Raw genomic sequence first — 24,279 nt, 5'->3', positions numbered from 1 at the left:
ATGACGGAACTGCGGGGAGCGCTGATCGGCTGCGGCTTCTTCGCCGTCAACCAGATGCATGCCTGGCGCGACATAGAGGGTGCCTCGATCGCTGCCATCTGCGACCGCGATCCGGACCGGTTGAGGATCGTCGGCGACCAGTTCGGGGTCGCGCGGCGCTATACCGACGCGGCAGCACTGTTTGCCGGCGAAAGGTTGGATTTCGTCGACATCGCCACCACCGCGCCGAGCCACCGTCCCCTCGTCGAGATGGCGGCGCAGCACGGCGTCCCGGGAATCTGCCAAAAACCGTTCGCGCCGACGCTTGCCGACGCCAAGGCGATAGTGAAGGCATGCGCCGTCGCCGGTGTGCCGCTGATGGTGCACGAAAATTTTCGTTGGCAGTCGCCGATCCAGGCGGTGCGTACCGTGCTCGACAGCGGCGAAATCGGCACCCCCTTTTTCGGACGGATCTCGTTCCGCTCTGCCTATGACGTGTTTTCCGGCCAGCCCTATCTGGCGACGGGAAAGCGCTTCATTATCGAAGACCTCGGCATCCACATCCTCGACATCGCCCGCTTTCTGCTGGGCGACGTCTCGACGGTCACCGCGCGAACGGCGCGCATCAACCCTGGCATTGCCGGCGAGGACGTTGCGACGATGCTGATGGACCACACGAGCGGCGCCACTTCGGTGGTCGACTGCAGCTATGCGACCAAGCTCGCGACAGAACCGTTCCCCGAGACGCTGATCGAGATCGACGGCAGCGAGGGCACGATCCGGCTGGCGCAGGGCTACCGCCTCACCGTCACCGGCATGAGCGGGACGGCTGTCAGCGACGTCTCGCCACCGCTGCTGCCCTGGGCATCGCGGCCGTGGCACAACATCCAGGAAAGCGTCGTCGCCATTCAAAAGCATTGGGTCGATTGCTTGACCAACGTAACCGAGCCCGCGACCTCGGGCGCGGACAACCTCAAGACATTGGCGCTGGTCGAGGCGGCCTATGCCGGCGCCGCAAGCCGCGAACCGGTGCAACTCGACGCCTTGCTGAAATGACAGCCGACGCCTTCCTCCTCTACGGCACACGTGCAGTTGAAGTCGAACCGGTCAGGCTGCGCGCCGGCGCGCTGACGGCGGACTTCGTCAACGGCAATCTGCGCACCATTCGGCATGGCAGCACCGAAGTTCTGCGCGCCATCGCCTACATCGTCAGGGATCGCGACTGGGGCACTTACGAGCCGGCGCTCACCAACCTTGCCATCGAGCAAGATGCCGAGGCATTTTCGGTCAGCTATTCGGCAAGTTGCCAGGCACCGGACGGCAGCCGACTCGGCTTCGGTGCGACCATCAAGGGCTCCGCCGATGGCCAGTTGGTCTTCGACGTGAGCGCACTTCCCGACAGCGATTTCGAAACAAATCGCTGTGGTTTCTGCATCCTGCATCCGATCGCCGGCCTGGCCGGCCGCCCGGTCACGGTCGAGCATACCGATGGCAGCGTGGTCGCGACGCGGCTTCCAGAGCTGATCGATCCCTGGCAGCCGTTCAAGAATCTGCGGGCGATCACCCATGAGGTCCGGCCGGGCGTCAGCGCCGAATGCCGGATGCAAGGCGATACTTTCGAGATGGAGGACCAGCGCAACTGGTCAGATGCCTCCTACAAGACCTATGTCCGGCCGCTGGCGCTGCCATGGCCCTATGTGCTGCCTGCCGGCAAAACCTTCCGCCAAACCATCAGCTTGCGGATGGAGGGCCGCGGGAAAGTGCCGGCTGCCGCGGCAAGCGCCGAACCGATCCGTGTCACGCTCGACCAAGCCGGACCGGTGTTGCCGGACGTTGGCGTGATCATCTACCCGGATGAGGTCGAGGCGGTGCTGGGCAAGCTGTCGGTGCTGTCCGAGCTTGGTCCGCAACAATTGATGTTCCACTATGACCCGACGCGCGGCCACGAGCTCGATGCCTTGCGATCCTACGCCCGGCTCGCCGCCGCCTATCCGGTCCGGACAACGCTCGAATGTGTCATTGCCGGCGACGGTGATCTCGACGCCGAGCTTTCAGGCGTCGCCGACAGGGTGCGCCAGGCCGGGCTCAAGCTTTCGGCCATTGCCGTCTCGCCCTCGGTCGACCGGCAGTCGACGCCACCGGGCAGCGCGTGGCCGCAATGCCTGCCGCTCGAAGACGTCTATGCCGCGGCGCGGCGTGCCTTTCCCGACATCCGCCTCGGCGGCGGCATGTTCAGCTATTTCACCGAACTCAACCGCAAGCGTGTGCCGGCCGACCCGCTCGATTTCGTCACGCATTGCACTTGCCCCATCGTGCATGCCGCCGACGATCTCAGCGTCATGCAATCGCTGGAGGCGCTGCCTTTCATCGCGGCGTCTGTACGGGCGATCTTCGGAACAAAACCTTATCGGATCGGGCCGTCGACCATTGCCATGCGCCAGAACCCTTATGGCGGCGCGACCAAGGCCAATCCCGACAGTCAGCGCATTGCCATGGCCGACCGCGACCCTCGCCATGCCGGACTGTTCGGGGCTGCGTGGACGATCGGCTATGCCGCACGCCTCGCCCCTGCCGGGCTCGAAATGCTCACGCTCTGCAGCTTCACCGGGCCATTCGGCGTGCTGGCCTCGTCGGACGAACCGGTCGAAGAAGGTACACGCCGGCCGATTTTCCACGCGGTGAAAGGACTTTGCGAACTGGCCGGCCATGCGCACATGGCGGCAGCAACGACCGATGAGACGCGGGTGCTCGGACTGGCCAGCCGCACCCAGACAGGCAAGATCATCGTCTGGCTGACGAACCTTACCCCTGACGACGTTTTAGTCGATGTTTCCGGGCTCGGCTCCGATCAGGGTTTTCTGAAGATCTGGGATGGACGAACGTCACGCCAGATTCAGCGCGACGCGTCGGGCCGAGACCGTCTTGTGATGACGCCTTACGCAATCGTCCGGATCGGCTGAAGTCATATGCCGGGGTTCATGAATCGCCGCAATTCCGCAACGGTTGCCCCTAGCCGCAGCATTTCCGCTGCCGGCTTGTCACCGGATTTGCTTTCGAAACTCGCCTGGCGCCATTCCAGTTGTCTTGGAAAAAAGACGGCTGAACGAGGCGACGTCCTGATATCCCACCCGATAGCAAATTTCTGAAACGCTCAGTTTCGTTTCCTCAAGCATGGATTTTGCCAACTCCAGCCGCCTTTCCTGAATCCATTTTCCCGGCGTTGTCTGGAACTCGTCGAAAAACCTGCGAGACAGGGTTCGCGAAGACATCGCCAATTCGGTTGCGAGAAATTTCAAATCGATTTCCGACATCTTGTCTTTCGAGAGCTCACGCAACTTGTCCTCGAATGGGCTGGCCCCGTTCGAAATTCCATCGAGGGAAAATTCGTAGGGACTCTGGAATGTGCGCGGCGGCGGGAGAACCAGAAGTTTTCGAATGATCCGCTCTTCCTTCGAGAAGCCCAGATCGATCAGCAAAGCCCTGGCGAGTTCGAGTCCGGAAAACCCGCCTCCGCATGTGTAGAGGCGGTCCTGGCGAATGAGGAGGCGGGAAGCGTCCCATCGCACTTGCGGAAACCGGCGGCTTGCCTCGGCTCTCAGCCACCAGGATATCGTCGCGCGTTTACCGTCCAATAATCCCGAATTGGCGAGCAGATAACACGCGCCGCAATGCGCTGCGATGATTGCGTCCTGCTGCTGCGCGAGCGCGATCAGCGGTTTTGAATGTTCACTCTCCTCGTCGAGCGAGCGCAGAAGCTCCGGAATCTCGACACCCGGCATGGCAATGAGAATCAGGACATCCATTTTCCGGGATGGTTGAGCCTTTGTCGGGAAGGAAATTCCGGTGCTTGATGCCGACGGCGCGCTCCTTGAAACGAACTCACAGGAGAGAACCTGCGAACGGCAGACGTCATTCACAAGCTGAAACATTTCCACGAGCGTCGAGACGACGGCTGAATAGAAATTCGACGGCAGCCAGATCACAACGTGGAGGCTCCTGACAGCCATTGCGGTACTCCAGTGTCGTTCTCGTGGATGGCAAGCTTAGCATAGTCTTTGCAAAAATTGCCAATTCCAGAACAAGCGCGAGGGGCTCCAGGAGGGCCTATGCGGGCTTGCTGACGAAAGCGGGCCGCGGAAATCCATGGCTGGGAAGATGCAAATGCTGAAATCGTTGAATGAAAACACGCGGCAAATACATCGGATTCAAAGGGCAACAGAAAACTGCGTCGGTCCGGGCTCAGGCTGATCTGTGGTCAGTCAGTAAGCCGAGAGCAAGCCGGCCGCTAGGCCGGTCGGGACCTTGCTCTTGGTTTTCAGCTGCCGGAGTTCATCACGTAAAGCGCACGCGAGCGTTCGAGGTGCTTGATCATCGCCTTCTCGGCGCCATCCGCATCCTTGGCTTCGATGCGTCCGATGATCTCTTCGTGCTCGGTCAGCGTGAACTTTTCCTTGCCGGTCCAGATCAGCATTTCGGTGTGGTATTCCTTTAGCCAGCCAAGCATTGCCTCGCTGACGGCGACATAGATCGGATTGCCGGATATTGCCGAGATCTGGGTGTGGAATTTCATGTCGGCGGATATGAAGGCTTCCGAGTCGCCACGATGGCTGCGCTGCTCTGCAACCGTTGCGCGCAACCGCTGCACGTCCTCGGCGGTTGCCTTCTCCGCGGCTTCCCTGACCATGCCGCGCTCGAAGAAGATACGCGCGTTCTTGAGGTGCTCCAGCGTGTCCTTCGACGACGACAGGATGATCTTGGCGGCGCCGTCGACCTGTTTGATGATCGACTTGGCGGTCAGCTGCAGCACTTTCGCCCGCTCGCCATGCGAGATCGCGACGAGGCCCATATTGCTCAACGCCTGCATTGCCTCGCGGATCGCCGGCCTGCCGACCTCGAAGCGCTCCATCAATTCGCGCTCCGATGGCATGTCGTCACCCGGCAGCAATTCGCCGCTGGTGATCAGGCGCTTCAGTCTCAAGAATACTTCGTCGGAAAGCTTGCGCCGGACGATCGGCTCCGAACGGTTCATCGTCGCGAATCACTCCTTTGACCGGCCCCTATCTAGCATTTCCGGCGTGAATTCCGGAACGCCTGCTGCCGGCTCGCCCGGCCCTGCCCAGCCGGATAGGGCTTGCAAAGCTTATGTACTCATTATACCAGATTTCAAGGGCCAAGGAACCTTTTTCGAACCACCCCGGCAGGCCGCGCGAATATGATTGTTCTCACCTATTGCATCGAAACGCCCGGCAATATCGAGGCGCTGGCGGCCAAGATCGCAAGCGACCAGTCGACCGGAACCTTCGTCGCGCTGGCCGGCGAGACCGAAGAGCTCAAGGCCAGGGTCGCGGCGCGAGTCCTGGCGATACGGCATCTGCCGGATGCGGATCGGCCGTCTGTTCCCGAAACCGGTCCCGAAGCGCGCAATGGCCCGGTCAAGCGCGCCGACGTCGACATCGCGTTTCCGCTAGACGCCATCGGCACCGACTTGTCGGCGTTGATGACCATCGCCATCGGCGGCACTTTTTCGATCAAGGGCCTGTCCGGTATCCGGGTCGTCGACATGAGGCTACCCGAGGAGTACCGGGGCGCGCATCCGGGCCCGCAATTCGGCGTCACGGGCAGCCGCAGGCTGACCGGTGTCGCGGATCGTCCGATCATCGGGACCATCGTCAAGCCGGCGCTGGGGCTCCGCCCGCCCGAGACGGCCGCAATGGTGCAAGAGCTGATTGCCGCCGGCGTCGATTTCATCAAGGACGACGAGAAGCTGATGAGCCCGGCCTATTCACCACTGTCGGAGCGGGTGAGGGCAATTATGCCGCTGATCCTCGACCACGAGCAGAAGACCGGCAAGAAGGTCATGTATGCCTTTGGCATCTCACATGCCGATCCCGACGAGATGATGCGAAACCACGACCTGGTGGCAAAGGCCGGCGGCAATTGTGCTGTGGTCAACATCAATTCGATCGGTTTTGGCGGCATGGCTTACCTCCGAAAGCGCTCCAGCCTGGTGCTCCATGCCCACCGCAATGGCTGGGACATTCTCACCCGTCATCCTGGCCTCGGCATGGACTTCAAGGTCTGGCAGCAGTTCTGGCGGCTGCTCGGCGTCGACCAATTCCAGATCAATGGCATCGCCTCGAAATACTGGGAACCCGACTGGTCCTTCGTCGAATCCTTCAAGGCGGTGACCACGCCGATCTTTTCGCCGGCCGATTGCGCATTGCCGGTCGCCGGCTCCGGCCAGTGGGGCGGGCAGGCGCCTGAAACCTTCCAGCGAACCGGCCGGACGGTCGATCTTCTCTATCTCTGCGGCGGCGGCATCGTCAGCCACCCGGACGGGCCGGGCGCCGGCGTGCGCGCCGTGCAGCAGGCCTGGAAGGCGGCGGTCCAAGACATCCCGTTGGCGGATTATGCCTTGAGCCATGTCGAGCTGGCGCGGTCGATCGAGAAGTTCGGCGACGGCAAGGCGGCCTGACGCCATGCAAAACCTGCTTCTGAGTTATTATGGCGACGACCTGACCGGCTCGACCGATGTGATGGAGGCGCTCGAGCTCGGCGGCGTGCCGACCGTGCTGTTCATGCGGCAGCCGGACGAGGCGCTGCTTTCGCAATTTGCGCATTGCCGCGCCATCGGGCTGGCCGGCACCAGCAGAAGCGAGACGCCGCAGTGGATGGACACGCATCTGCGAGATGCCTTCGCCTGGCTGAAGACCCTCAACGCCGAGATCTGCCACTACAAGGTCTGCTCGACCTTCGATTCCAGCCCGGCAATCGGCAGCATCGGCCGGGCGATCGAGATCGGCCGCTCGGTTTTCCGGCAAGGCGGCGTGCCGCTGGTGGTCGGCGCGCCGCAGCTGAAGCGCTACACCGCCTTCGGTCATCTCTTCGCGGCCTACCGCGACAAATATTTCCGTATCGATCGCCATCCCGTGATGAGCCGCCATCCGACCACGCCGATGGACGAATCCGACCTGCTGATCCATCTGTCGCGCCAGACAGACCTCAGCTCGGGGCTGGTCGACCTGGCGACGCTGCAATCGGCGTCGCGGTCGGAAGCATTCGACCGGCTTGTGGAGAATGGCACAGACATCGTGCTCTTCGATGCCGACAGCCTGGAAACCCAGGCGCTTGCCGGCAAGGAGATATGGCGCGCTCGCAGGCCGGGCGGTTATTTCGTCGTCGGCTCTTCAGGCATCGAATATGCCTTGCTGGCCGAATGGGCATCGAACCGGATCGTGGATGCCAAACTCGCGTTTTCGCCGCCGGGAGCTGCCGACAGGATCGCCGTGGTCTCGGGGAGCTGCTCGCCGACGACGGAACGGCAGATCCGGCATGCTCTAGCCGATGGCTTCGACGGGATCGAGATCGACCCGGTCGAACTGGTTTCTGAGGCTTCGAACGACGCTATTGCGCGCGCGGTTGCAACCGGCCGCTCCAGCCTGAAGGCCGGGCGCAGCGTCATCCTCTACACCGCGCTCGGACCGGCGGCCGACCGCGGTGCTGAAATCGATCTCCAGGAAGGCGCCCGCCATAAGCTTGGCCGCGGCCTTGGCGAGCTTCTCCGCGAATTGACGCTTCAAGAGAAGCTACTGCGCGTGGTCATCGCCGGCGGCGATACGTCGAGCCACGCACTTGGCCAGATAGGCGTCGATGCGCTGACGGTGCGAATGCCGCTGCCGGCATCGCCGGGCTCGCCGCTTTGTCTCGCGCATTCGCGCATCGAGGCGATTGACGGGCTGGAAATTGCCCTCAAGGGCGGACAGGTCGGAACCGACCGCTATTTCTGCGCCATTCGTGATGGGATCGGCGGTTGAGAGCAGAAATTTAGGTAAGTCGTTGGTGCTCAAATCGAGATCCGGCAGCATCCATTAGCCGGCAAATCAATCAGAGGCGTGTCTGATCCCGGTTACCGCGTGCGACCCATCGCCTTGACTGGATGGCGCTGACGGGCATAGGCGACACAGGCGTCCACCGTGCTGACACAGAGTCCGTCGCGGTTGTTCGGCAGGTTGTTGTCGCCGGCGTAGGCGACCTCGGCAACATGGCCGTCAACCATTCGAATTTGCGTATTGCAATAGCCGCCGGGGGCGACGTTGACGGAACCTCCGAGCGCCGGGACGGGGCCAATGGCCACGGTCGGAACCACAATGTTGAGATTGCCGCGTTGAACGACGCGCTGATAGGTCCAGATCTGGCCGGATCTGCCAACATCGGCGGTGGCTGTCGGAAAGCCGGCACACATTCGAACATCCGCTTCGCTAAGGCCGACCATCTCCTTGCGGGCTGCTGCCGCCGTGGCGTCCTCCTTCGCAGTGCTCGACGTGTCGTCGGGCATGACGCAGGAGGACAGGATGGCGGCGCCTACGGATAGAACGAGAAGGGCAAGCTTTCGTGTGTGGAAAGATGTCATACCAACTTCGGATTGCATGGGAGCCCCGAATGCCAACCTAGGAAGTGAGCCAGTCGAGTCAACCGGCAGAAATTCACGAAGTCGTTTGGTGCGCCACCGCCGCGCATCTGCTGCAAGGGGTTGACGCTGCTGCCATGACCCTCGCACCCTGTCTTCCGCCTGGACGCCGAGTACTGGCGCACGGTGCTGTGACTTTGGTTCGGCCGACGGTGTGCTAGTTTCCAGCCAATTGCTCCGGAGACGTCATGCTTATCAAGCTGCAAGAAATCGCCCTCGCTCTTCTGCTGTTGGTCGCCGGCGCTGGGGCCAGTCATGCGGAGGCGGCCCAGCGGCCGCCGCCCACAGGCGGGGTTCTCTCGCTCCTGCCGCCGCCGCAGACTTCCGATCATTCGATCGTCATCGCCGGACGCACGCTCGATTACGAGGCCAAGGCCGGCACGCTGTCATTGCCGTCCGGCAAAGGCGATATCACCGCCGAGATTTTCTATGTCGCCTATGCACTGCATCCCGGAAAAGAAACGGGACCGGATCCGCGGCGTCCGATCACCTTCGTGTTTAATGGCGGTCCGGGAGCAGCTTCCGCCTATCTGCACCTCGGCGCGCTCGGTCCGCGGGTCCTGGCGACGGCGGCCGATGGAAGTTTCCTGCCGCCGCCACAGAGGCTGTTCGATAACCCCGACACTTGGCTCGACATGACCGACTTGGTCTTTGTGGACCCTGTCGGAACCGGTTACAGCCGTGAAGCGCCCGGCACGGAGGCACACAGCTTCTGGGGCGTCAGTCAGGACGCCGCGTCGATAGGCGCGTTCATCCGGCTCTATCTGGCGCAGACCAACCGCACGGCATCGCCGGTGTTTCTTGCCGGCGAAAGCTATGGCGGGTTTCGGGCGGCATTGCTCGCCAGGAAGCTTCAGGAAGACATCGGCATCAGCCCGAGCGGCGTCGTGCTGATTTCGCCGGCGCTCGAATTCACCCTGGTGCGCCCGGACGAGTTCCAGCCGCTCCACTGGGCGCTGGAACTGCCGTCGCTGGCGGCAGTGCGCCTGCACAGCGAAGGCGTTTCCGGCCCGGCTCTGCAGGAGCGGCTGGCAGAAGTCGAACACTATGCGCTCGGCGATTATCTGGCCGCGCTAGCCGGTGGACTGGAGCAAGGTGGACGGCTGGCGAGCCAGCGTGTCGCCGAAATCACCGGTCTGCCGCTCAACCTTGTCCAGCGGCACTTTGCACGCATTCCCATAGGGCTCTTTGCCAAGGAGTTTGCACGGGCAAAGGGCAATGTTCTCAGCGCCTATGACGGCAACATCGCGACGGCGGACGTGGCGCCAGAGAGCCTGGGAGTCGAGGGTCCCGATCCGGTGCTCGACCGAAGCGTGCCGGCGCTCACCTCTGCTTTCGTCGGCTACGTGCGTGATGAATTGAACTTCCGTACGGATATCAGCTATCGGCTTCTCAACCGCGAAGTTAGCGGCAATTGGGACTATGGAACGAGCCCGACGCGTCAGGGCTATGCGGGTGTCATGGACGACCTTCAGCAGGCACGCACGCTGAACCCCAATCTCGGCGTGCTGATCGTCAACGGCTACAGCGACCTGGTGACGCCGTACATGGGCTCGCGCTACCTGCTTGGTCAAATTCCTTCGCTTGCCGGCGCAAAGCCCATTCGCGCCGAGGTGCTGGAAGGCGGGCACATGATGTATCTGAGGCCGGATGGACGGGCGGCACTGAAGCAGGCCGCGTCCGAGCTTTACCGAACGACGCAATGAGACAGTTGCGCAAAAAAGCGCCGGATGCGCTGTTCGCCCTCTCATCAGGCCCTAGTTCCATCGCAATTGATCGGTTACACACCAAGGATGGCGTCTTTTAGCGACGTTCGACAGCAAATTAGCCGGTTCTCCAGAATCGCGCCACTGATGCGGCGTGTTGCCGAGCGGGCCACTCGGAACACTAGGCCACACTGGGTGACAAGCCTTGTCGGCCGCTGGAACGCGTTGTCGCTGGCCACGCAGTTCCTGCTCGCGGGTGGTCTATTCTCCCTGTCGGCCATGGTGGTGGTGGGGATTTCAGTCACGAGCCACATAGAAGCCGTGGTCACGCAGAATTCGGCATCCGCTACGGCTCTTTACGTGGACAGCGTTATCGCGCCGCTGCTTCCGGATATGCGCAAGAGCGAAGTCCTCGACGAGAGCGTCGCCCACGCGCTCGATGAAACGCTGGGACAAGGGGCACTCGGCACAAGGCTCGAATCCTTCAAGCTCTGGCGTCGCGACGGAACCATCCTGTATTCGACCGACAAGACATTGATCGGCAAGCGCTTTGAACCCAGCGGCAATCTCCGCGCGGCGTTTGCAGGCCAAATGGTTTCGGAGTTCGACAAGCTCGACGATCCGGACAGCGAGGCCGAAAGAGCCAGCGGCTTGCATCTCCTCGAGATCTACAACCCGGTGCTGCAGCCATGGTCGGGGGAAGTGGTGGCCGTTTCGGAATTCTACGAGGTCGCCACTGATTTCGAAAGAAACCTGCATCAGGCACTTATTCGAACCTGGCTGGACGTTGCCGCCGTCACAGCGGCCTTCTTTCTCGGGCTGTCGGCAATCGTGTTCCGTGGCAGCCGCACGATCAGTTCGCAGAGCCGCTCGTTGAAGCAGCGCATTGCTGAACTCTCCGACCTGCTTGCTCAAAACAGACTGTTGAGGCTGAAGGTGCAGCGTGCCTCGCAGCGCGCCACCGCACTCAACGAACGCTATCTCAGGCGCATCGGTGCGGACTTGCACGATGGGCCGGCCCAACTGGTTGCTCTCGCGGCGCTGGGGATCGACAGCCCCCTCATTGCCGATCCCGCTACGCCGCAACCGAAGCGTGCACAGGAATTGCTGGCTGTGAAAGCACATCTGGACGATGCCATGCGCGAGATCAGGAGCATCAGCAAGGGCCTTGTCCTGCCGCATATCGAGCATGCCGAGTTGGCCGAAATTCTCGAGCTTGCCGTGCAAGCGCACGAAGAACGAACCGGCGCCAAAGTGGCGCTATCGATGACCGGCGGCCATGCGACGTTGTCGCCGGCGGCCAAGATCTGCATCTTCCGCTTCGTCCAGGAGGCGCTGAACAATGGATTTCGCCATGCCGGAGGTGAAGGTCAGTCGGTCGAGAAACATTTCGACGGCGAGCGCGTTTGTATCGAAGTGTCCGACGCCGGCCCTGGCTTTGACCCACAAATCGTGCGTCCCGAGAGGCTGGGGCTCGTTGGGCTGCGCGAGCGGGTGGAAAGCCTCGGGGGCCAGTTTACCGTGACTTCCTCACAAAGTGGCACGATCGTGAAAATGGCTCTCAACATCGTTGAAATGGGGCAGACATGACCGCAGCCATCAAGCTTGCCATCGTCGACGACCACCCTCTGTTCAGGGAAGGCGTTGTGCGCACGCTCGATCAGATCGGCGGATTCGAGATAGTCGGTGAAGGAAGCAGCAGAGATGACGCCCTGCGGATAATCGAAGACCAGCGGCCCGACATTCTGCTGATGGACATCTCGGTTCCCGGAGGTGGCCTTGGTGTGATCGGACCGGCCCTGGAGCGGCAGCCGGCATTGAAAATCGTGATGCTGACCGTTTCGGAAGAAAACCAGCACGTGATGACCGCGTTGCAGAGCGGGGCAAGGGGCTATGTTTTGAAGGGGGTCGGGTCGAGGACGTTGGCTGCGATCCTGCGCACGGTAGCGTCGGGCGAACGATATGTCTGTCCACAATTATCGGCGCGCCTGTTGGCCGATCTGTCGGCTCAATCAAAAGAGCCGGCGAAAGCTGACGGACTTGCCGAACTCACCAGCCGCGAAAGGGAGATCCTGACGCTGGTTGCCGCGGGACTGAGCAACAAGCGGATCGGGCTTCGGCTGAACCTGCATGAGAAAACGATAAAGCACCACATGACGCGAATCCTGGCCAAGCTCAACGTCAGCAACAGGACCGAAGCCGCAATGACGTTGCGCGACGCGACTGAGCGCCAGCATCCGCCTGTTCGCGATCATGCTTGAGCCAAAATTGCCGCACAGCGCAGCTATGTGAACTGGCCCTCAGTTGATCATTTCAAGCAATCTGTCCCGATCGGAACGCGTCGCCAGGCGCCGAATGATGGTGCGGCCCTTGGCATCCCGCATTTCATATTGGCCGCTGTCGATGCGTTCGCTGAGGCCGTTCGAATGCACCACGCCAATGCTCGGCCCACGCACCTCGACCCGGTCTCCTGTGGTCGCGTTGACAAAGAGTTTTGGCTTGCTGTCGGGGTTTACCAAAGGGGCGGGATCAGGGGGATTGTCGTCCTGCGACTTTGCTTTGCCCTTGCCGGCTCCAGCGTTCGAGTTTGAATTGCCGGAGTTTCCACCCGAATTGCCTGAATTCCCGTTCCCGTTCCCGTTTCCGCCATTGCCGTTGCCGTTCCCACCGTCTTTGGCACAGGCGGCCTGCAGGCCGAGCGTCGGCGACGGTCCGTCGAACATGACGCGATACGGGCCTACGACGAGAATGAAGGTCAACACGATTACGGAAATACGGACACGACGTCCTCGTGAAGATCTGGTCCTTCGTCTCCGGGTCGTCATCAATGAACTTGCCAGTCGCATGTCGCAAATCCCCTTAATCATACGGACCTGTCGTGCTGCCTCCTGTTCGACTTCGTGTCATGCTTAAAACAATGGTTTGTATCCGGGACGTCAAGACCCACCAGTCCCACGATGGTAACTGGTGGGTCTCGCTGGCGCAGGAAGGGACTATTTACTGCGCAAGTCTTTTGCCTTCCGTTGGTTGCGTCTCTCGGTGATAGCGCCGACTTCCCACCGTCAGCCAACAATAAATCCAATGGCCGCGATCCCGAAACACAGGCCAAACAACGGAAAAAGCAGCCAACGTGCCTGATGAATGCTCGGGTCCATAGCGGCCTCCTGTACCAGTCGGCATCGCAACGGGGTTCTTTGGAACTCAGTTCCTGAAACTCTCGCATTTCGGGCTTTTGCGATAGCAGCCTCGGACCAAAGTTTGGCCGTGCAGGTCCTTGGTCGACAGTCTTACAGACTGAAGTCCCTATGCCAGGAGCAATGGACCCCGCCTTGCATTCGGCAACCTTTGTATCCGACTGGCAGCTGCGATCCACCGCTCCCTTTCCCCTCTGGAGGTTATAGACCTTCACGCTTGGCCGGACTTAACAGTCCGGCCTTTTTCTTTTGGTCATTTGTGCAGCAATCCGCCGGACAACTCGAATCTGCGAGGCGTCGGTAAAATCGATTTGCAAATGCATTCATGTGCTCATAACCTGTCACCATGAGCACGATTTCCAAGGTTGCCACGCGAGCGGGCGTGTCGCGCACGACCGTGTCGCATGTCATCAACCATGCCGACCGGGTGTCGAAATCGCTGCGTGAACGCGTGCAAGCGGCGATCGACGAACTCGGCTACACGCCGAACCCGCAGGCGCAAAGTCTGCGCACCGGCCGCACCAACATCATCGCGATGCTGATCCCCGACATCCGCAACCCGTTCTACCCGGAGCTGGTGAAGACGGCGCAGTCGACGCTCGAAGTGGTCGGCCTCGACATGCTGATCTTCAACACCGACGTACCGGGCGGACATTCACAGGATCACGGCCGCGAGTATTTGCGCCAGATCGGGCGCAAGCGGGTCGACGGCGTCATCGTTGCCGACTTCGCGCTGCACGGCATGCACAGCGAGCTGCTCAACCTCGATCTGCCCGCCGTCTTCATCGGCAATCTCCCCAATCAAGCCGTCGACAGCGTCCAGCTGGACGATTTCGGCGGCGGCTATCTGATGGGCGAGTATCTGGCGAAGAGGGGCCATCGCCGCGTCGCCCATGTCACCGGGCCATCCTTTTTCAAGGAGGCGATGGCGCGTGCCGCGGGCTTCGAGAAAGGGCTTGCCGACAATGGCGTGCCAATCGCCGCCGATCTTCGGTTCGAGGGAAGCTATCTTGCCCCGTCAGGACGGGAGGCGGTCGCTTGGCTCCTGGACAAGCACGGCGGAAACCTGCCGTCGGCGATGTTCTTCGCCAATTATCTGATGGCCTCCGGTGCGCTGACTGAATTCTACGACCATGCGATTAATATCCCTCAGGATATCGCCATCGCGGTCTTCGATGACCTGCCTCAACTGGAATATGTCAGGCCGAAGCTGACCCGTGTCGGCAACAGCCCGACAATGCTCGCCAAGCGCGCCACGGAAATGCTGCTCGAGCGCCTGGGCGGCAAAGTCGAGGGCGCGCCGCGCACCGAAGTGATCCCATGCGCGTTGAGCCCATCCGACAGCGCATGACGCCAAATGCCGGCAGAGGGAACGGAGGTCCTTCGCCAACGTTCGACCGAACAACACCCAGGGAGGAAATGATGACTGACAAAACGACCCTCAACCGCCGTCGGCTGATCCAGGGCGGCGCCACTTTCGCCGCCGCCGGCCTTACAGGCTTCCCGTTCATCAATAGGATGGCCTTGCGCGCTCAGGAAGCGCCGCTGAAATTCTGGCAGTTCTATGCGCCGGGCGGAGACGTGAAGCCACAGGTCCAGTGGTTCGAAAAGCTGGTGGCCGACTGGAACGACGGCCACGACCAGAAGGTCGAGCTCGAATATGTCGTCAACAGCGAATACATCTCCGGCTCCAAGCTGGCGACGGCCTTCGCGTCGGGCGAGGGCCCCGACATCTTCCTCATCAGCCCCGGCGATTTCCTGCGTTATTACAATGGCGGCGTACTGGCCGACCTGACGCCGCATATCGAGGATGCCGCCAAAGCCGATTTCCCGGAAAGCGTCATCGCCAACCGCATGGTCGACGGCAAGATCTACGGCGTGCCGATGGAGGTCGAGCCGATGGCCTTCTATTATTCGGTCAAAGCGTTCGAGGAAGCAAAGCTCAACGAAAACGACGTGCCGAAGACCTGGGACGAGTTGTTGGCGGTTGCCAAGAAGCTGACGACGCCCAACCGTTATGGCGTGCTGTTCGAAACGACGCCTGGCTATTACCAGAACTTCACCTGGTATCCGTTTCTGTGGCAGGGCGGCGGCGAATTCCAGGGTAAGGACGGCAAGAGCGCCTTCGATTCGGCGGCCACGGTCCAGGCGCTTAAACTCTGGCAGGATGCTATCAATACCGGTGTGGCGCCGCGTCAGGTGGTCGGCGGCGGCTTCGACATCGTCGCCAATCTCGGGGCAGGGCTGTGCGCCACGCAGAACTGCGGCATCTGGGGCATTTCGGCGATGGACAACAACGCCAAGGACGTGCCCTACGGCATCTTCAAATTGCCGACACCTGCCAATGGCAAATATGTCACCGTCGGCGGTGGCTGGGCCTTCGTCGCCAATGCCGGGGGCAAGAACCCGGATGCTTCCGCCCAGTTCTGCGCCTGGGCGCTGGCCTCGATGGATCAGGGATCGATCGACCGGGTCGTCAACTGGTGCACGGTCGCCAAAAGCGACATGCCGCCGCGCAACAGCGCACTGAAGGCCGGCGCCGATGTCTTCAGCACGGGTAAGTTCGGCACCTTCGCCAAGGAAATCCACCCGGGAACGCGTGCCGAACCGCGGGTTCCGCCTGAAGCCTACAAGATCATCTCGGATGCCATCCAGTCGGCACAGCTTGGCGGGGTCGATGCCCAGCAGGCCGCGACGGCAGCCAGTCAGCAACTCGACGCGTTCCTCGCTTCCTATTCCGGCGCGCCGATCCTTTAGGTCCCCTTCCAGCATGCACGCAGACGAGATGAAATCGCCGGCCGCGGGCGCCAAATCCGCTCGCTGCCTTACCGCCAAGCAAAGGGAACGCTACGCCGCATGGCTGTTCGTCCTGCCCGATGCGCTCGGACTGCTGGTGTTCGTCGGCGTGCCGATGCTGCTGTCGCTCGCCGTCGGGTTTTTCGAGGTCAACGGCTTCGGCGGCTATAGATTCGTCGGGCTCGGCAATTATCGGCGCATGTGGAGCGATCCGCTGTTCTGGTCGTCGGTGAAGGTGACCGTGGCCTATGCCGTCATGCTGGTGCCGGCGCTCTACGCCGCCGGGCTGGGGCTGGCGCTTCTGGTGCAGAAGACCAACCGCTTCAACGCGGTCATGCGCTCGATGTTCTTTGCGCCGCAGATGGTCAGCCTGGTCGTCGTGGCGCTCGTCTGGCAACTCATGCTGGTCGAGAAGGTCGGCATCGTCAGCCGGCTGGCGCCGCTCGTCGGCCTCAGCGGAATTTCGCTGCTCGGCGATCCAAATCTGGCGCTGTTCACGCTGGTGCTGGTCAGCGTCTGGTTCCTGATGGGCTTTTACATGCTGATCTTCCTCGGCGGGCTCCAGGACATCCCGGCAGAGTATTACGAGGCCGCAAAGATCGACGGCGCCGGGCCGGTGACAAGCTTCTGGTACATTACCTTGCCCTTGCTCAAACCGACCAGCTTCTTCGTCCTCCTGGTCTCGCTGGTCGCGGCTGTCGCCGGCGGCCAGGTCTTCGACCTGATCTATGTGATGACCAAGGGCGGGCCCGTCAATTCGACCTCGGTGCTGATCATCTACATCTACAAGCAGGCGTTCCAGTTCGGCGCCTTCGGCTATGCATCGGCAATGGCATCGCTGCTGGTGCTGGCGCTGATGCTGGTCACGGTGTTCTTCTTCCTGCTGACGCGCGGCGGACGTTTCGAGCATGACTGACAGCCGAACTCCTTCCACGCGTTCGCAGATACGAGCGGCGAGGCTTGCCTGGATGCTGGCGACCGCGGCGCTTGGCCTGATGACGGTGTTCCCGCTTGTCTGGATGCTGGTCATCTCGCTCAAGCCGGCGAGCGACGTCTTCACGCCGAGCCTCATTCCGGAACAGCCGACGCTCGGCAATTTCCTCTATGTGCTGACCGAGGTGCCGTTCCTGCGCTACCTTTTCAACTCGTTCTTCGTGTCGGCGACGGTGACCGTCGCTGCGCTGTTCTTCCATTCGATGGCCGGCTATTCGCTCGCACGGCTGCGTTTTCCGGGCCGCGACATCCTGTTCCTCGCCATGTTCTCAACGTTCCTGGTGTCGCTACCGGTGATCATCGTGCCGCTGTTCATTTTGACGCGGACGCTGCACATGCTGGACAGCTATGCCGGGCTGATCATTCCGGCGATCTTCAACGCATTCGGCATCTTCCTGCTCAGGCAATACTACCTGTCGCTGCCGAGGGAGCTGGAAGAAGCGGCGATCATGGATGGCGCCAGCTATTGGCGCATCTATTGGAGCATCATCCTGCCGCTCAGCCGGCCGATCCTGTCGGCGTTGGCGATCCTGTTCTTTCTCGCCAACTGGAACGCTTTCCTGTGGCCGTTGACGATCACATCGGACCTCAACCTCTGGGTGGTGCAGGTTGCCATCGCAAACTTCAAGAGCCAGTACGCCGCCGCCTGGAATTATGTCATGGCCGCCTCGACCATCGTCGCCGTGCCGATGCTGGTCCTCTTCGTGATCTTCCAGCGCCAGATCATGGAATCCATCAAGACAAGCGGCCTGAAATAACCGCTGAAGCAAGAGGAGAAACACATGGATAATGCCGGCCTGTCGCCGCTTCGCGGGCTCGCCAAATTGCGCGATGCCAAAACCCGCCGGTTCTCAAGCTACGACCGCACCGGCGGCAATGACGACCGGCTGCATATTGAACCTGGCCAGACGCTGGTGATTGCCGAGCATTATGGTGCCGGCATCATCACGCATATCTGGGCGACGCTCGCCTGCAAGAGCGAGGACTTCCTGCGCAAGATCGTATTGCGCGCCTATTGGGATGGTGAAGAACATCCGAGCATCGAAACACCGATCGGCGATTTCTTCGGCATGGGCCATGCCCGCACCCGCAATTTTGCCAGCCTGCCGGTGCAGGCAAGTCCAGAGGATGGCAAGGCCTTCAACTGCTATTTTCCGATGCCGTTTGCCAGCCATATGCGCTTCACCGTCACCAATGAAGCTGAGGACGACCTGCTTTTCTATTACTATGTCGATCTCGAACTGCATGAGGAACTCGAGGAAGGCCTGGGCCGCTTCCACGCCCAATACAGGCAGCAGCGACCCGATGGCATCGACGAGACGGGGCTGGCCAACGAGCAGGTCCTGTTTGGCGGGGAAAATACCGACGGGAACGGCAACTACACCATCCTGGAGGCGGAGGGTCACGGCCACTATGTCGGCCTGCTCTATTCGGTCTATTCGCGGCGCCGTTCCCCTCTATGGGACTGGTATGGCGAGGGCGACGACATGATCTTCGTCGATGGCGAGCCGGGCATTTCCGTGCCGGATGCGGTGCGCAAGCCCGATCCGCGTATCGGCCCGAAGGCCGAACTGGTCGGCGATCGTGGCGAGACCAGCCCCGGCGCCAACGACGCATGGCCGCCGACGCTGCACGGCACCGGCACGGAAGATTATTTCAATACGGCATGGTGCCCGACACAGGACTACAGTGCGTCCTATCACGGCATCATCGCCGCCGGCGGGCCGAACTGGACCGAGCCGGTTACGCTCTATCGCTGGCACATAGAAGACCCGGTCATCTTTCACAAACGCATCCGGGTGACCATCGAGCACGGTCACGCCAATCGCCGCTCTGACGACATCTCGTCGGTCGCTTTCTGGTATCAGGCGGAACCGCACAAGCCGTTCGAAGAGCTTGCCGATGTCGAGAACCGCATCCCCACCTTTCGCGCGCCTTATCACAATTGGAACGCCGCCTTCGACGAGAAGAGGCGTTAGGCCGGGATGCGTTCGAGTTGAAGCGTGCATCCCGCGCTATCTGCGTCGGGGCGCGACCCTGCCGTAGCGCGCCGCCTCAGCTGCGAGGTGGAAGTTGCTGGACAGACCAGGTGTTGCCGTCGGGATCCTCAAAGAAGACAAATCTGCCCCAGGGAAAATCCTTGATATCGCTGACCACGATACCTTGAGCTGCCAGGTGCCGGTGTGCCTCATCAATATCGGGCACGACCAGTTGCAGGCCTCTTATGGATCCCGGGGGGCTGTCGACGAGGCCCTTGCCCATGGCAATCGAACAGGCCGAACCGGGCGGCGTCAATTGCACGAAACGTATCTCGTCGCTTACGGTGTGGTCGTGATCGAGATGAAAGCCGACCTTGCCGACATAAAAGGCGATTGCTCTATCGACATCCGATACGGGGACCGGGACCAGTTCCAGCTTCCAATCCATGACAGGCCTTTCGCAGCTTGATCGGCAAGTGGTGCCGAACACCGTGGACGACATCCGCCATCTTCCCAATGCCATTGTCGGCGCGGGCCGCTCATTCAGTCAAGAGATGTCCGGCAAGAGATATCCGGTTCGGGCAACGTGAGGACTGGTCTCATTGCCGGCCTAGACGGCGAGGCGTTCGGAACCGATGAGCGCAAGCCCAGTTAGGGGGACAAAGACGCATTTCGGATCAGCAGAGACGGCTTTCATGATCGGAACGCAGATGGCCGGATACGACCATGGGAAGGTTGCGCGCGCCGTTGACGTTCGAAGAGCTGCGCGCCTCGAGACGGCGCTCACCGAAGCTGGCGAAGCTCGTCGGCAGCGAAGCCGAAGCGCCAAGAGCAGACCTGACGCAAAGAGGCTCTCCGACCTAAACCGGCTTCCATCGCTTTGCCAGGCTATTTTCACAGGACCACGAAACAATTGTCTCCGGTCGCCGTTTCGCCCGCAGAACCTTTCGAGGAGGCGACGATGAGCACAACCGGCTTGGACGTTTTTGACAAAACGCTGCAACTAACAAACATCTGGCTCGACGAGATCATGGCGGATCTTGGTCCAGATCGCCACGTCGCCTGGCACACATTGGGCGCCGTTCTGCGAACCCTGCGGGACAGGCTACAGATCGGACTGGCGGCCAAATTGGGAGCCGAACTGCCGCTGCTCGTGCGCGGCGCCTACTATGATCGCTATCGGCCCGCCGACATGCCCGACAAGACACGCTCGCTCGAGGAGTTCCTGCAACACATCGCCGATGAATTGAAATCGACCCGTCCTGTCGATCCCGAGGATGCAGTACGCTCGGTATATCGCGTGCTTGCACGGCATATCGACCTTGGCCAGTCGGCAAAGGTGCGAGATGCGCTGCCAAAGGAAATCCAGGCGCTCTGGCCTGAAAGCGTAGGCGTCAAATAGCGGCGATCCTGCTCATGCGGACGTGCGACGGACCAACTGCCACGAAACGCTGAAAAGGGTAGGTATTGCGCCCGGTGTTGCCGAAATCAATGAGATCAGATGATCGGCAAAATGGTCGTAGTGGGCCGTTTCAGGACCGATCGTCGTCAATGCCGTATGACTGAATTCGCCCTCGTCGATATTGCCACACCCGATGACCGCTATGTCGCCCGGCACGGAGAGCCCGGCCTCCTCGAATGCGTGCAGGGCGGTCACGGCGGCAAGATCGGATTCGACGAAAAGCGCGGTCGGCCGGTCCATGCGGGCGGCCAGCGCCGTGACATTGGCAAACGCAGCCTTGCGCGCCTCTGCACCGCCGATCACAAGGTCATCTCGCAGCGGAAGGCCGCGTGCTTGCAGGAAGCTGTGATAGGCGGCGTGACGGCTTCCGTTCACCGCTTGGGGGTTTAGAAACCTGCCGACGGTGTCCAGGTCGTCACGAACGCCGCACGATGTGTTCCGCAAGGCGATGGGCCTCCTCGGCAATCGCCAATATTATGCCTGATTTGCGCGTGGAGGCGAAATCCAACCCGGCGAAGTAGATGCCTGGCAGGGCGGCCACGCCATCCTCGTGAACAGGCTGTCCTTCCGGGTCGAGCAGACCGGAAAGCCTCACCCAACTGAAATCGCCCTTGAATCCGGTGCACCACACCACGGTCGTGATGCCGGACTCGGCAGCATCAAGAGAACGGACAGCCGGATTCGGCAGCTGCGCTGCGACAGTCTCCGCTGGGTCGGGTTCCGAAACGGGGGCATCGATTCCGGAGCGGCTGATGTATTCGTCGATATAGCGTTTGACGTTGGCGGAGGCCTCATCCGCAAAACGAACATGCTCTTCGAGATCGTCGGCGAATGACAGACGGCCGTCATCTTCGACGAACCGCCCCAGCAGCACGACACCTTGGGCGCCGAGCCCTTGCAGGCTTATCGTGTGTTCTACCCCAAGCAGACCACGAGGTGGAATGCGCCCCGCAAGTCGAATGATCTCGTCTCGACGCACGTCGAGAAATCCGCTTTCGACGAGCCAGAGCATGATGTCGCGACCTCTGTAGTGCCGCGAGAGCCGCCCGACCCGGCTGGTGGCAAGGAAGACTGTTCGGCCTGCTTCCGCCAGTTCTTCCGCGATCTGGGCACCGGACTGGCCGCTTCCGACCACCAGCACCGCTCCAGCCGGGAGATCAGCGGCGCTGCGATAATCAGAAGCATCGATCTGGCGCAGGCCCGGCGGCAACGCAGCGGCCCCAAACTGGGCGCACCGGACAATTCAAGTTGCCGCTGGCGATCACCACGTTGCGTGCCAAAAGTGTTCCGCGCGAGGTGATCAGCCGATAGCCGCCATTCTCGTGCCCGCCGGCGAGCTCGGTCACCACAGTGTCCGGTTCGACCGGCAATTCGTTTCGCCTGGCGAAATCCTCAAGCAGGGCGACGAACTGGTTGCGCGTCAGGGCACCGAACGGATCCGAACCGTCATAGCAGTCGCCGGGCATGACGGTCTGCACGTTGGGCGTATTCATCCGGAAGGAATCCCACCGCTGGGTGCGCCAGGTCTCTCCGATGCGGCCGCGCTCCAATACGGCATGGCGCAAGCCTTGCCGAGCCAGCGAATAGCTGACGCCCAGACCGGCCCAGCCGGCCCCGACTACTACTGCATCAAGGACGTTGGCATTATCCGTCATTTGCCGCGGATCCGGAGGCTAGCGCCGTTGCAGCGCTGTGAGGCGGCACTGGCGCCATCAGCGTAACGCCTCTGCCAACGGACAACCGCCAAACAGCGGCCGATGCTGCCCGAACCCATCCCCTCGATCTGCATGGTTTCGCCCCCGACGCGAGGGCACGATAACAGTTTTATCGGGTCACGGCACGATCAAATACTCATCCGAAACCGGCAATGGTTGCGGCTTAACCTGGAAAGATTGTGAAACCGCCATCGACACGGATTACCTGCCCGTTGATGAAGCGCGCGCGCGGACCGGCGAGGAAGGCCACCGCTTCGGCGATCTCTTCAGGCTCCGCATACCGGTTCAGCGATTTCTTGCTCGAATCCATGCGCTGCGGATCGACCACGCGACTCGCCTGGAACCGTGCCGTCTTGGTGGCGCCAGGGCTTACCGCATTGACGCGTACGCCATCGTCGATCAATTCCTTGGCGAGGCAGCGCGTATAATGGACGACGGCCGCCTTAAGCGTTGAGTAGACCACCTCGGGTGAGCAGCCGATATGCGCTGCCGCCGAGGCGATGTTGATCACCGAGCCCGAGCCCCGCTTGACCATCGGCGGAACGAACGCCTGGCAAACCAACATCGTGCCGATGAGATTGTTCTCGGTTAGAACCTTGATGTCGTCGTAGTCGATGTCGAGTGCGTTGTTGGGACTGGGCTTTACGCCCTTGGCGCCGATGTCGCCGCCGGCGCAGTTGACCAGAATGTGCACGTCGCCGAGGTCCGCCTCGATCTTCCTCTTCATTTCGGCGACAGCTTGCTTGTCGCCTATATTGCCGGTGACCGCGGTCACCCGTGTCCCATGCTTCTCCAAGCCCCGGGCAGAGTCGCCGAGGTCCGCGAATTCACCATATTGAGATGGCCGGGCCCAATCGAGGTCGTGGACCGCGACGTTTGCGCCAAGTTCGGCCAAGCGGTCGGCCATCACGCGGCCGAGGCCGCGTCCCGAGCCGGTGACGAAGGCGGTCAGGCCGCTGAGGTCTCGGGTGGTCATGCTGATCTCTCCATTGCAATGAAACCGAACTTCTTCATATTGGCGGCGCTGCGGCGGATCATGTCGAGCTCATACGAAACGAGCGCGCCGTCATTGTCGCGCTCCCATGGCGTGCGGTAGTCGGCGTCGTCCGCAAGACGGTTCGCGCGCGCAGCACTCATGCAGGCCGCGAACTCGCGTGCGGTCTTCGGCGCATATCCGTTCCACCAGTCGTCCGTGAGACAGCGAACGTGACGGGCCTCCAGCGCGCCCGGTTCGAGCACCGCCGTCAGCGTGTCGTGGTGCTCGCCAAGGATGGCTGCCAGTTCGCCAAAAGGCACGGCGCCGTCGCCGATCGCGCAGCGGACCAGACGGTAGCCCTCATCCGTGAACTGCACGCGATAGTCCTTGAGGTGAACGTGGCGGACATAGGGTGCGATCCGCTGCGTGAAGGCAAGCGGCGCCTCGCCGACAGGAAAAGTGTTGCCGGTGTCGTAGGTGATGCCGACGCCCGGTCCGCCGAGCTCGCAGAACGCGACCAGTTCGTCGCTGCCGAAGTCCTGATGGTTCTCGATGCCGAGTACCCGGCCCTCGGCCGCCGCACGCGGTCCCCAATCTGTCAACGCAGCGCGGATCGTCGTATTGAACTCACTCCATTTCCGGCCCCAGGCGTTGCGGTCGCCGCACAGGACAGGCGTCAGTGCGATACGGATCGTCGTCGCCTCGAGCAGGCGCGCAGCCCGAAATGCGTTGTCCAGCGGACCTGCCACCAGCAGCCCGCCGCTCACCACGGGGACAATATCGAGCGCACTCATACGCTTGCGCAGCGCGACGATTTCGGCATCCGGCAAGTCGGTCAACCAGGGTTCGTAGATCTCGAGCGTGCGTGCGCCCAGTTCCTGCGCCAGCGCGATGAAGCCTTCCAGTCCCACGCCGTCCGGATTGTGCCGCGGCGTGCCACGGCCCTGCAGTCCGAGATAGTAGGTCAGTCCGTAGGGGTTGAGGCCGAGACGAAGCATCAGCTTGGCGGTTC

The 24,279-nt window shown here is 61.6% G+C and carries 23 protein-coding genes; 13 read left to right on the top strand and 10 right to left on the bottom strand.

Annotation, left to right across the window (positions count from 1 at the left end; genetic code table 11):
• Both NKH71_RS05600 and apnL read left to right on the top strand, forming a co-directional pair.
• Window positions 1-1,035 carry a Gfo/Idh/MocA family protein gene (locus NKH71_RS05600; protein ID WP_352494747.1) on the top strand — a complete coding sequence of 345 codons (1,035 nt, stop codon included), beginning with the start codon at window positions 1-3 and terminating at the stop codon, window positions 1,033-1,035.
• Complete coding sequence (gene apnL / locus NKH71_RS05595; RefSeq protein ID WP_352894627.1) at window positions 1,032-2,939, top strand: D-apionate lactonase; 1,908 nt, start codon at window positions 1,032-1,034, stop codon at window positions 2,937-2,939. The genes NKH71_RS05600 and apnL overlap by 4 nt, the downstream gene beginning before the upstream one ends.
• Before the next feature lie 78 nt (window positions 2,940-3,017).
• Here the strand turns inward: apnL and NKH71_RS05590 are convergent, their stop codons facing one another.
• Window positions 3,018-3,986: a GlxA family transcriptional regulator gene (locus NKH71_RS05590; protein WP_352787841.1), complete on the bottom strand. Its 969-nt coding sequence runs from the start codon at window positions 3,984-3,986 to the stop codon at window positions 3,018-3,020.
• 308 nt (window positions 3,987-4,294) lie between these two features.
• The gene (locus NKH71_RS05585; RefSeq protein WP_023720267.1) at window positions 4,295-5,008 is read right to left on the bottom strand and encodes a transcriptional regulator NanR; all 714 of its coding nucleotides are present in this window, start codon (window positions 5,006-5,008) and stop codon (window positions 4,295-4,297) included.
• A gap of 183 nt (window positions 5,009-5,191) precedes the next feature.
• Between NKH71_RS05585 and oiaX the strand changes: the two genes are divergently transcribed.
• Both oiaX and NKH71_RS05575 read left to right on the top strand, forming a co-directional pair.
• A complete protein-coding gene (gene oiaX / locus NKH71_RS05580; protein ID WP_352787838.1) occupies window positions 5,192-6,454 on the top strand; it encodes a 3-oxo-isoapionate-4-phosphate decarboxylase OiaX in 1,263 nt (420 codons plus the stop codon).
• Between the two features lie 4 nt (window positions 6,455-6,458).
• Window positions 6,459-7,793 (top strand): four-carbon acid sugar kinase family protein, encoded by a 1,335-nt coding sequence (locus tag NKH71_RS05575; protein ID WP_352482002.1) that lies wholly within the window; start codon window positions 6,459-6,461, stop codon window positions 7,791-7,793.
• A gap of 92 nt (window positions 7,794-7,885) precedes the next feature.
• On the opposite strand, the gene NKH71_RS05570 is transcribed toward NKH71_RS05575, so the two are convergent.
• Window positions 7,886-8,314, bottom strand: a complete 429-nt coding sequence (locus NKH71_RS05570; RefSeq protein ID WP_352482004.1) for a hypothetical protein — start codon at window positions 8,312-8,314, stop codon at window positions 7,886-7,888.
• A 320-nt stretch (window positions 8,315-8,634) separates the two neighbouring features.
• On the opposite strand from NKH71_RS05570, the gene NKH71_RS05565 reads away from it, so the two are divergent.
• The 3 genes from NKH71_RS05565 (at window position 8,635) to NKH71_RS05555 (ending at window position 12,413) form a co-directional block, all read left to right on the top strand.
• Complete coding sequence (locus NKH71_RS05565) at window positions 8,635-10,152, top strand: S10 family peptidase (protein ID WP_023720271.1); 1,518 nt, start codon at window positions 8,635-8,637, stop codon at window positions 10,150-10,152.
• A gap of 147 nt (window positions 10,153-10,299) precedes the next feature.
• Window positions 10,300-11,742, top strand: a complete 1,443-nt coding sequence (locus NKH71_RS05560) for a sensor histidine kinase (protein ID WP_051409700.1) — start codon at window positions 10,300-10,302, stop codon at window positions 11,740-11,742.
• A complete protein-coding gene (locus tag NKH71_RS05555) occupies window positions 11,739-12,413 on the top strand; it encodes a LuxR C-terminal-related transcriptional regulator (protein ID WP_352482007.1) in 675 nt (224 codons plus the stop codon). The genes NKH71_RS05560 and NKH71_RS05555 overlap by 4 nt, the downstream gene beginning before the upstream one ends.
• 39 nt (window positions 12,414-12,452) lie before the next feature.
• Here NKH71_RS05555 and NKH71_RS05550 read toward each other — a convergent pair whose 3' ends face one another.
• Complete coding sequence (locus NKH71_RS05550) at window positions 12,453-12,911, bottom strand: hypothetical protein (protein ID WP_352494752.1); 459 nt, start codon at window positions 12,909-12,911, stop codon at window positions 12,453-12,455.
• Between the two features lie 781 nt (window positions 12,912-13,692).
• Between NKH71_RS05550 and NKH71_RS05545 the strand changes: the two genes are divergently transcribed.
• The 5 genes from NKH71_RS05545 to NKH71_RS05525 all read left to right on the top strand — a co-directional run bounded on the left by NKH71_RS05545 (window position 13,693) and on the right by NKH71_RS05525 (window position 19,114).
• A complete protein-coding gene (locus NKH71_RS05545; RefSeq protein WP_352494753.1) occupies window positions 13,693-14,697 on the top strand; it encodes a LacI family DNA-binding transcriptional regulator in 1,005 nt (334 codons plus the stop codon).
• A 71-nt stretch (window positions 14,698-14,768) separates the two neighbouring features.
• Window positions 14,769-16,103 (top strand): ABC transporter substrate-binding protein, encoded by a 1,335-nt coding sequence (locus tag NKH71_RS05540; RefSeq protein ID WP_352787835.1) that lies wholly within the window; start codon window positions 14,769-14,771, stop codon window positions 16,101-16,103.
• Window positions 16,104-16,131: 28 nt separating this feature from the next.
• A complete protein-coding gene (locus tag NKH71_RS05535) occupies window positions 16,132-17,058 on the top strand; it encodes a carbohydrate ABC transporter permease (protein WP_352494755.1) in 927 nt (308 codons plus the stop codon).
• Complete coding sequence (locus NKH71_RS05530; protein ID WP_023720278.1) at window positions 17,051-17,893, top strand: carbohydrate ABC transporter permease; 843 nt, start codon at window positions 17,051-17,053, stop codon at window positions 17,891-17,893. Before NKH71_RS05535 ends, NKH71_RS05530 begins: the two co-directional genes overlap by 8 nt.
• Window positions 17,894-17,917: 24 nt before the next feature.
• A complete protein-coding gene (locus NKH71_RS05525) occupies window positions 17,918-19,114 on the top strand; it encodes a glycoside hydrolase family 172 protein (RefSeq protein WP_023720279.1) in 1,197 nt (398 codons plus the stop codon).
• Between the two features lie 76 nt (window positions 19,115-19,190).
• Here the strand turns inward: NKH71_RS05525 and NKH71_RS05520 are convergent, their stop codons facing one another.
• Entirely contained in the window at window positions 19,191-19,562 is a 372-nt protein-coding gene (locus tag NKH71_RS05520; RefSeq protein WP_352494756.1) for a VOC family protein, read from the bottom strand.
• A gap of 513 nt (window positions 19,563-20,075) precedes the next feature.
• Between NKH71_RS05520 and NKH71_RS05515 the strand changes: the two genes are divergently transcribed.
• Complete coding sequence (locus NKH71_RS05515; protein ID WP_352787833.1) at window positions 20,076-20,516, top strand: DUF2267 domain-containing protein; 441 nt, start codon at window positions 20,076-20,078, stop codon at window positions 20,514-20,516.
• Between the two features lie 12 nt (window positions 20,517-20,528).
• Here NKH71_RS05515 and NKH71_RS05510 read toward each other — a convergent pair whose 3' ends face one another.
• The 5 genes from NKH71_RS05510 to NKH71_RS05490 form a co-directional block, all read right to left on the bottom strand.
• Window positions 20,529-21,020: a substrate-binding domain-containing protein gene (locus NKH71_RS05510; protein WP_198030514.1), complete on the bottom strand. Its 492-nt coding sequence runs from the start codon at window positions 21,018-21,020 to the stop codon at window positions 20,529-20,531.
• Window positions 20,992-21,786, bottom strand: a complete 795-nt coding sequence (locus NKH71_RS05505) for an NAD(P)/FAD-dependent oxidoreductase (RefSeq protein ID WP_352787830.1) — start codon at window positions 21,784-21,786, stop codon at window positions 20,992-20,994. Before NKH71_RS05505 ends, NKH71_RS05510 begins: the two co-directional genes overlap by 29 nt.
• Window positions 21,752-22,231 (bottom strand): NAD(P)-binding domain-containing protein, encoded by a 480-nt coding sequence (locus NKH71_RS05500; RefSeq protein ID WP_352787827.1) that lies wholly within the window; start codon window positions 22,229-22,231, stop codon window positions 21,752-21,754. Before NKH71_RS05500 ends, NKH71_RS05505 begins: the two co-directional genes overlap by 35 nt.
• A 223-nt stretch (window positions 22,232-22,454) precedes the next feature.
• Window positions 22,455-23,267 carry an SDR family NAD(P)-dependent oxidoreductase gene (locus NKH71_RS05495; protein WP_023720285.1) on the bottom strand — a complete coding sequence of 271 codons (813 nt, stop codon included), beginning with the start codon at window positions 23,265-23,267 and terminating at the stop codon, window positions 22,455-22,457.
• Complete coding sequence (locus NKH71_RS05490; RefSeq protein WP_352894622.1) at window positions 23,264-24,265, bottom strand: sugar phosphate isomerase/epimerase family protein; 1,002 nt, start codon at window positions 24,263-24,265, stop codon at window positions 23,264-23,266. Before NKH71_RS05490 ends, NKH71_RS05495 begins: the two co-directional genes overlap by 4 nt.
• Window positions 24,266-24,279 lie beyond the last annotated feature (14 nt).

The organism is Mesorhizobium sp. M0983 (genome assembly GCF_040318975.1).
In the GTDB taxonomy this organism is placed as follows: domain Bacteria; phylum Pseudomonadota; class Alphaproteobacteria; order Rhizobiales; family Rhizobiaceae; genus Mesorhizobium.
This window is presented reverse-complemented; position numbering and strand designations above follow the sequence as displayed.

Excerpts from the sequence above, each read along its gene's own strand:
- NKH71_RS05600 (WP_352494747.1), top strand. The coding sequence starts at position 1 with ATGACGGAACTGCGGGGAGCGCTGATCGGCTGCGGCTTCTTCGCCGTC.
- apnL (WP_352894627.1), top strand. The coding sequence starts at position 1,032 with ATGACAGCCGACGCCTTCCTCCTCTACGGCACACGTGCAGTTGAAGTC.
- NKH71_RS05590 (WP_352787841.1), bottom strand. The coding sequence starts at position 3,986 with ATGGCTGTCAGGAGCCTCCACGTTGTGATCTGGCTGCCGTCGAATTTC.
- NKH71_RS05585 (WP_023720267.1), bottom strand. The coding sequence starts at position 5,008 with ATGAACCGTTCGGAGCCGATCGTCCGGCGCAAGCTTTCCGACGAAGTA.
- oiaX (WP_352787838.1), top strand. The coding sequence starts at position 5,192 with ATGATTGTTCTCACCTATTGCATCGAAACGCCCGGCAATATCGAGGCG.
- NKH71_RS05575 (WP_352482002.1), top strand. The coding sequence starts at position 6,459 with ATGCAAAACCTGCTTCTGAGTTATTATGGCGACGACCTGACCGGCTCG.
- NKH71_RS05570 (WP_352482004.1), bottom strand. The coding sequence starts at position 8,314 with ATGCCCGACGACACGTCGAGCACTGCGAAGGAGGACGCCACGGCGGCA.
- NKH71_RS05565 (WP_023720271.1), top strand. The coding sequence starts at position 8,635 with ATGCTTATCAAGCTGCAAGAAATCGCCCTCGCTCTTCTGCTGTTGGTC.
- NKH71_RS05560 (WP_051409700.1), top strand. The coding sequence starts at position 10,300 with ATGCGGCGTGTTGCCGAGCGGGCCACTCGGAACACTAGGCCACACTGG.
- NKH71_RS05555 (WP_352482007.1), top strand. The coding sequence starts at position 11,739 with ATGACCGCAGCCATCAAGCTTGCCATCGTCGACGACCACCCTCTGTTC.
- NKH71_RS05545 (WP_352494753.1), top strand. The coding sequence starts at position 13,693 with ATGAGCACGATTTCCAAGGTTGCCACGCGAGCGGGCGTGTCGCGCACG.
- NKH71_RS05540 (WP_352787835.1), top strand. The coding sequence starts at position 14,769 with ATGACTGACAAAACGACCCTCAACCGCCGTCGGCTGATCCAGGGCGGC.
- NKH71_RS05535 (WP_352494755.1), top strand. The coding sequence starts at position 16,132 with ATGAAATCGCCGGCCGCGGGCGCCAAATCCGCTCGCTGCCTTACCGCC.
- NKH71_RS05530 (WP_023720278.1), top strand. The coding sequence starts at position 17,051 with ATGACTGACAGCCGAACTCCTTCCACGCGTTCGCAGATACGAGCGGCG.
- NKH71_RS05525 (WP_023720279.1), top strand. The coding sequence starts at position 17,918 with ATGGATAATGCCGGCCTGTCGCCGCTTCGCGGGCTCGCCAAATTGCGC.
- NKH71_RS05520 (WP_352494756.1), bottom strand. The coding sequence starts at position 19,562 with ATGGATTGGAAGCTGGAACTGGTCCCGGTCCCCGTATCGGATGTCGAT.
- NKH71_RS05515 (WP_352787833.1), top strand. The coding sequence starts at position 20,076 with ATGAGCACAACCGGCTTGGACGTTTTTGACAAAACGCTGCAACTAACA.
- NKH71_RS05500 (WP_352787827.1), bottom strand. The coding sequence starts at position 22,231 with ATGACGGATAATGCCAACGTCCTTGATGCAGTAGTAGTCGGGGCCGGC.
- NKH71_RS05495 (WP_023720285.1), bottom strand. The coding sequence starts at position 23,267 with ATGACCACCCGAGACCTCAGCGGCCTGACCGCCTTCGTCACCGGCTCG.
- NKH71_RS05490 (WP_352894622.1), bottom strand. The coding sequence starts at position 24,265 with ATGCTTCGTCTCGGCCTCAACCCCTACGGACTGACCTACTATCTCGGA.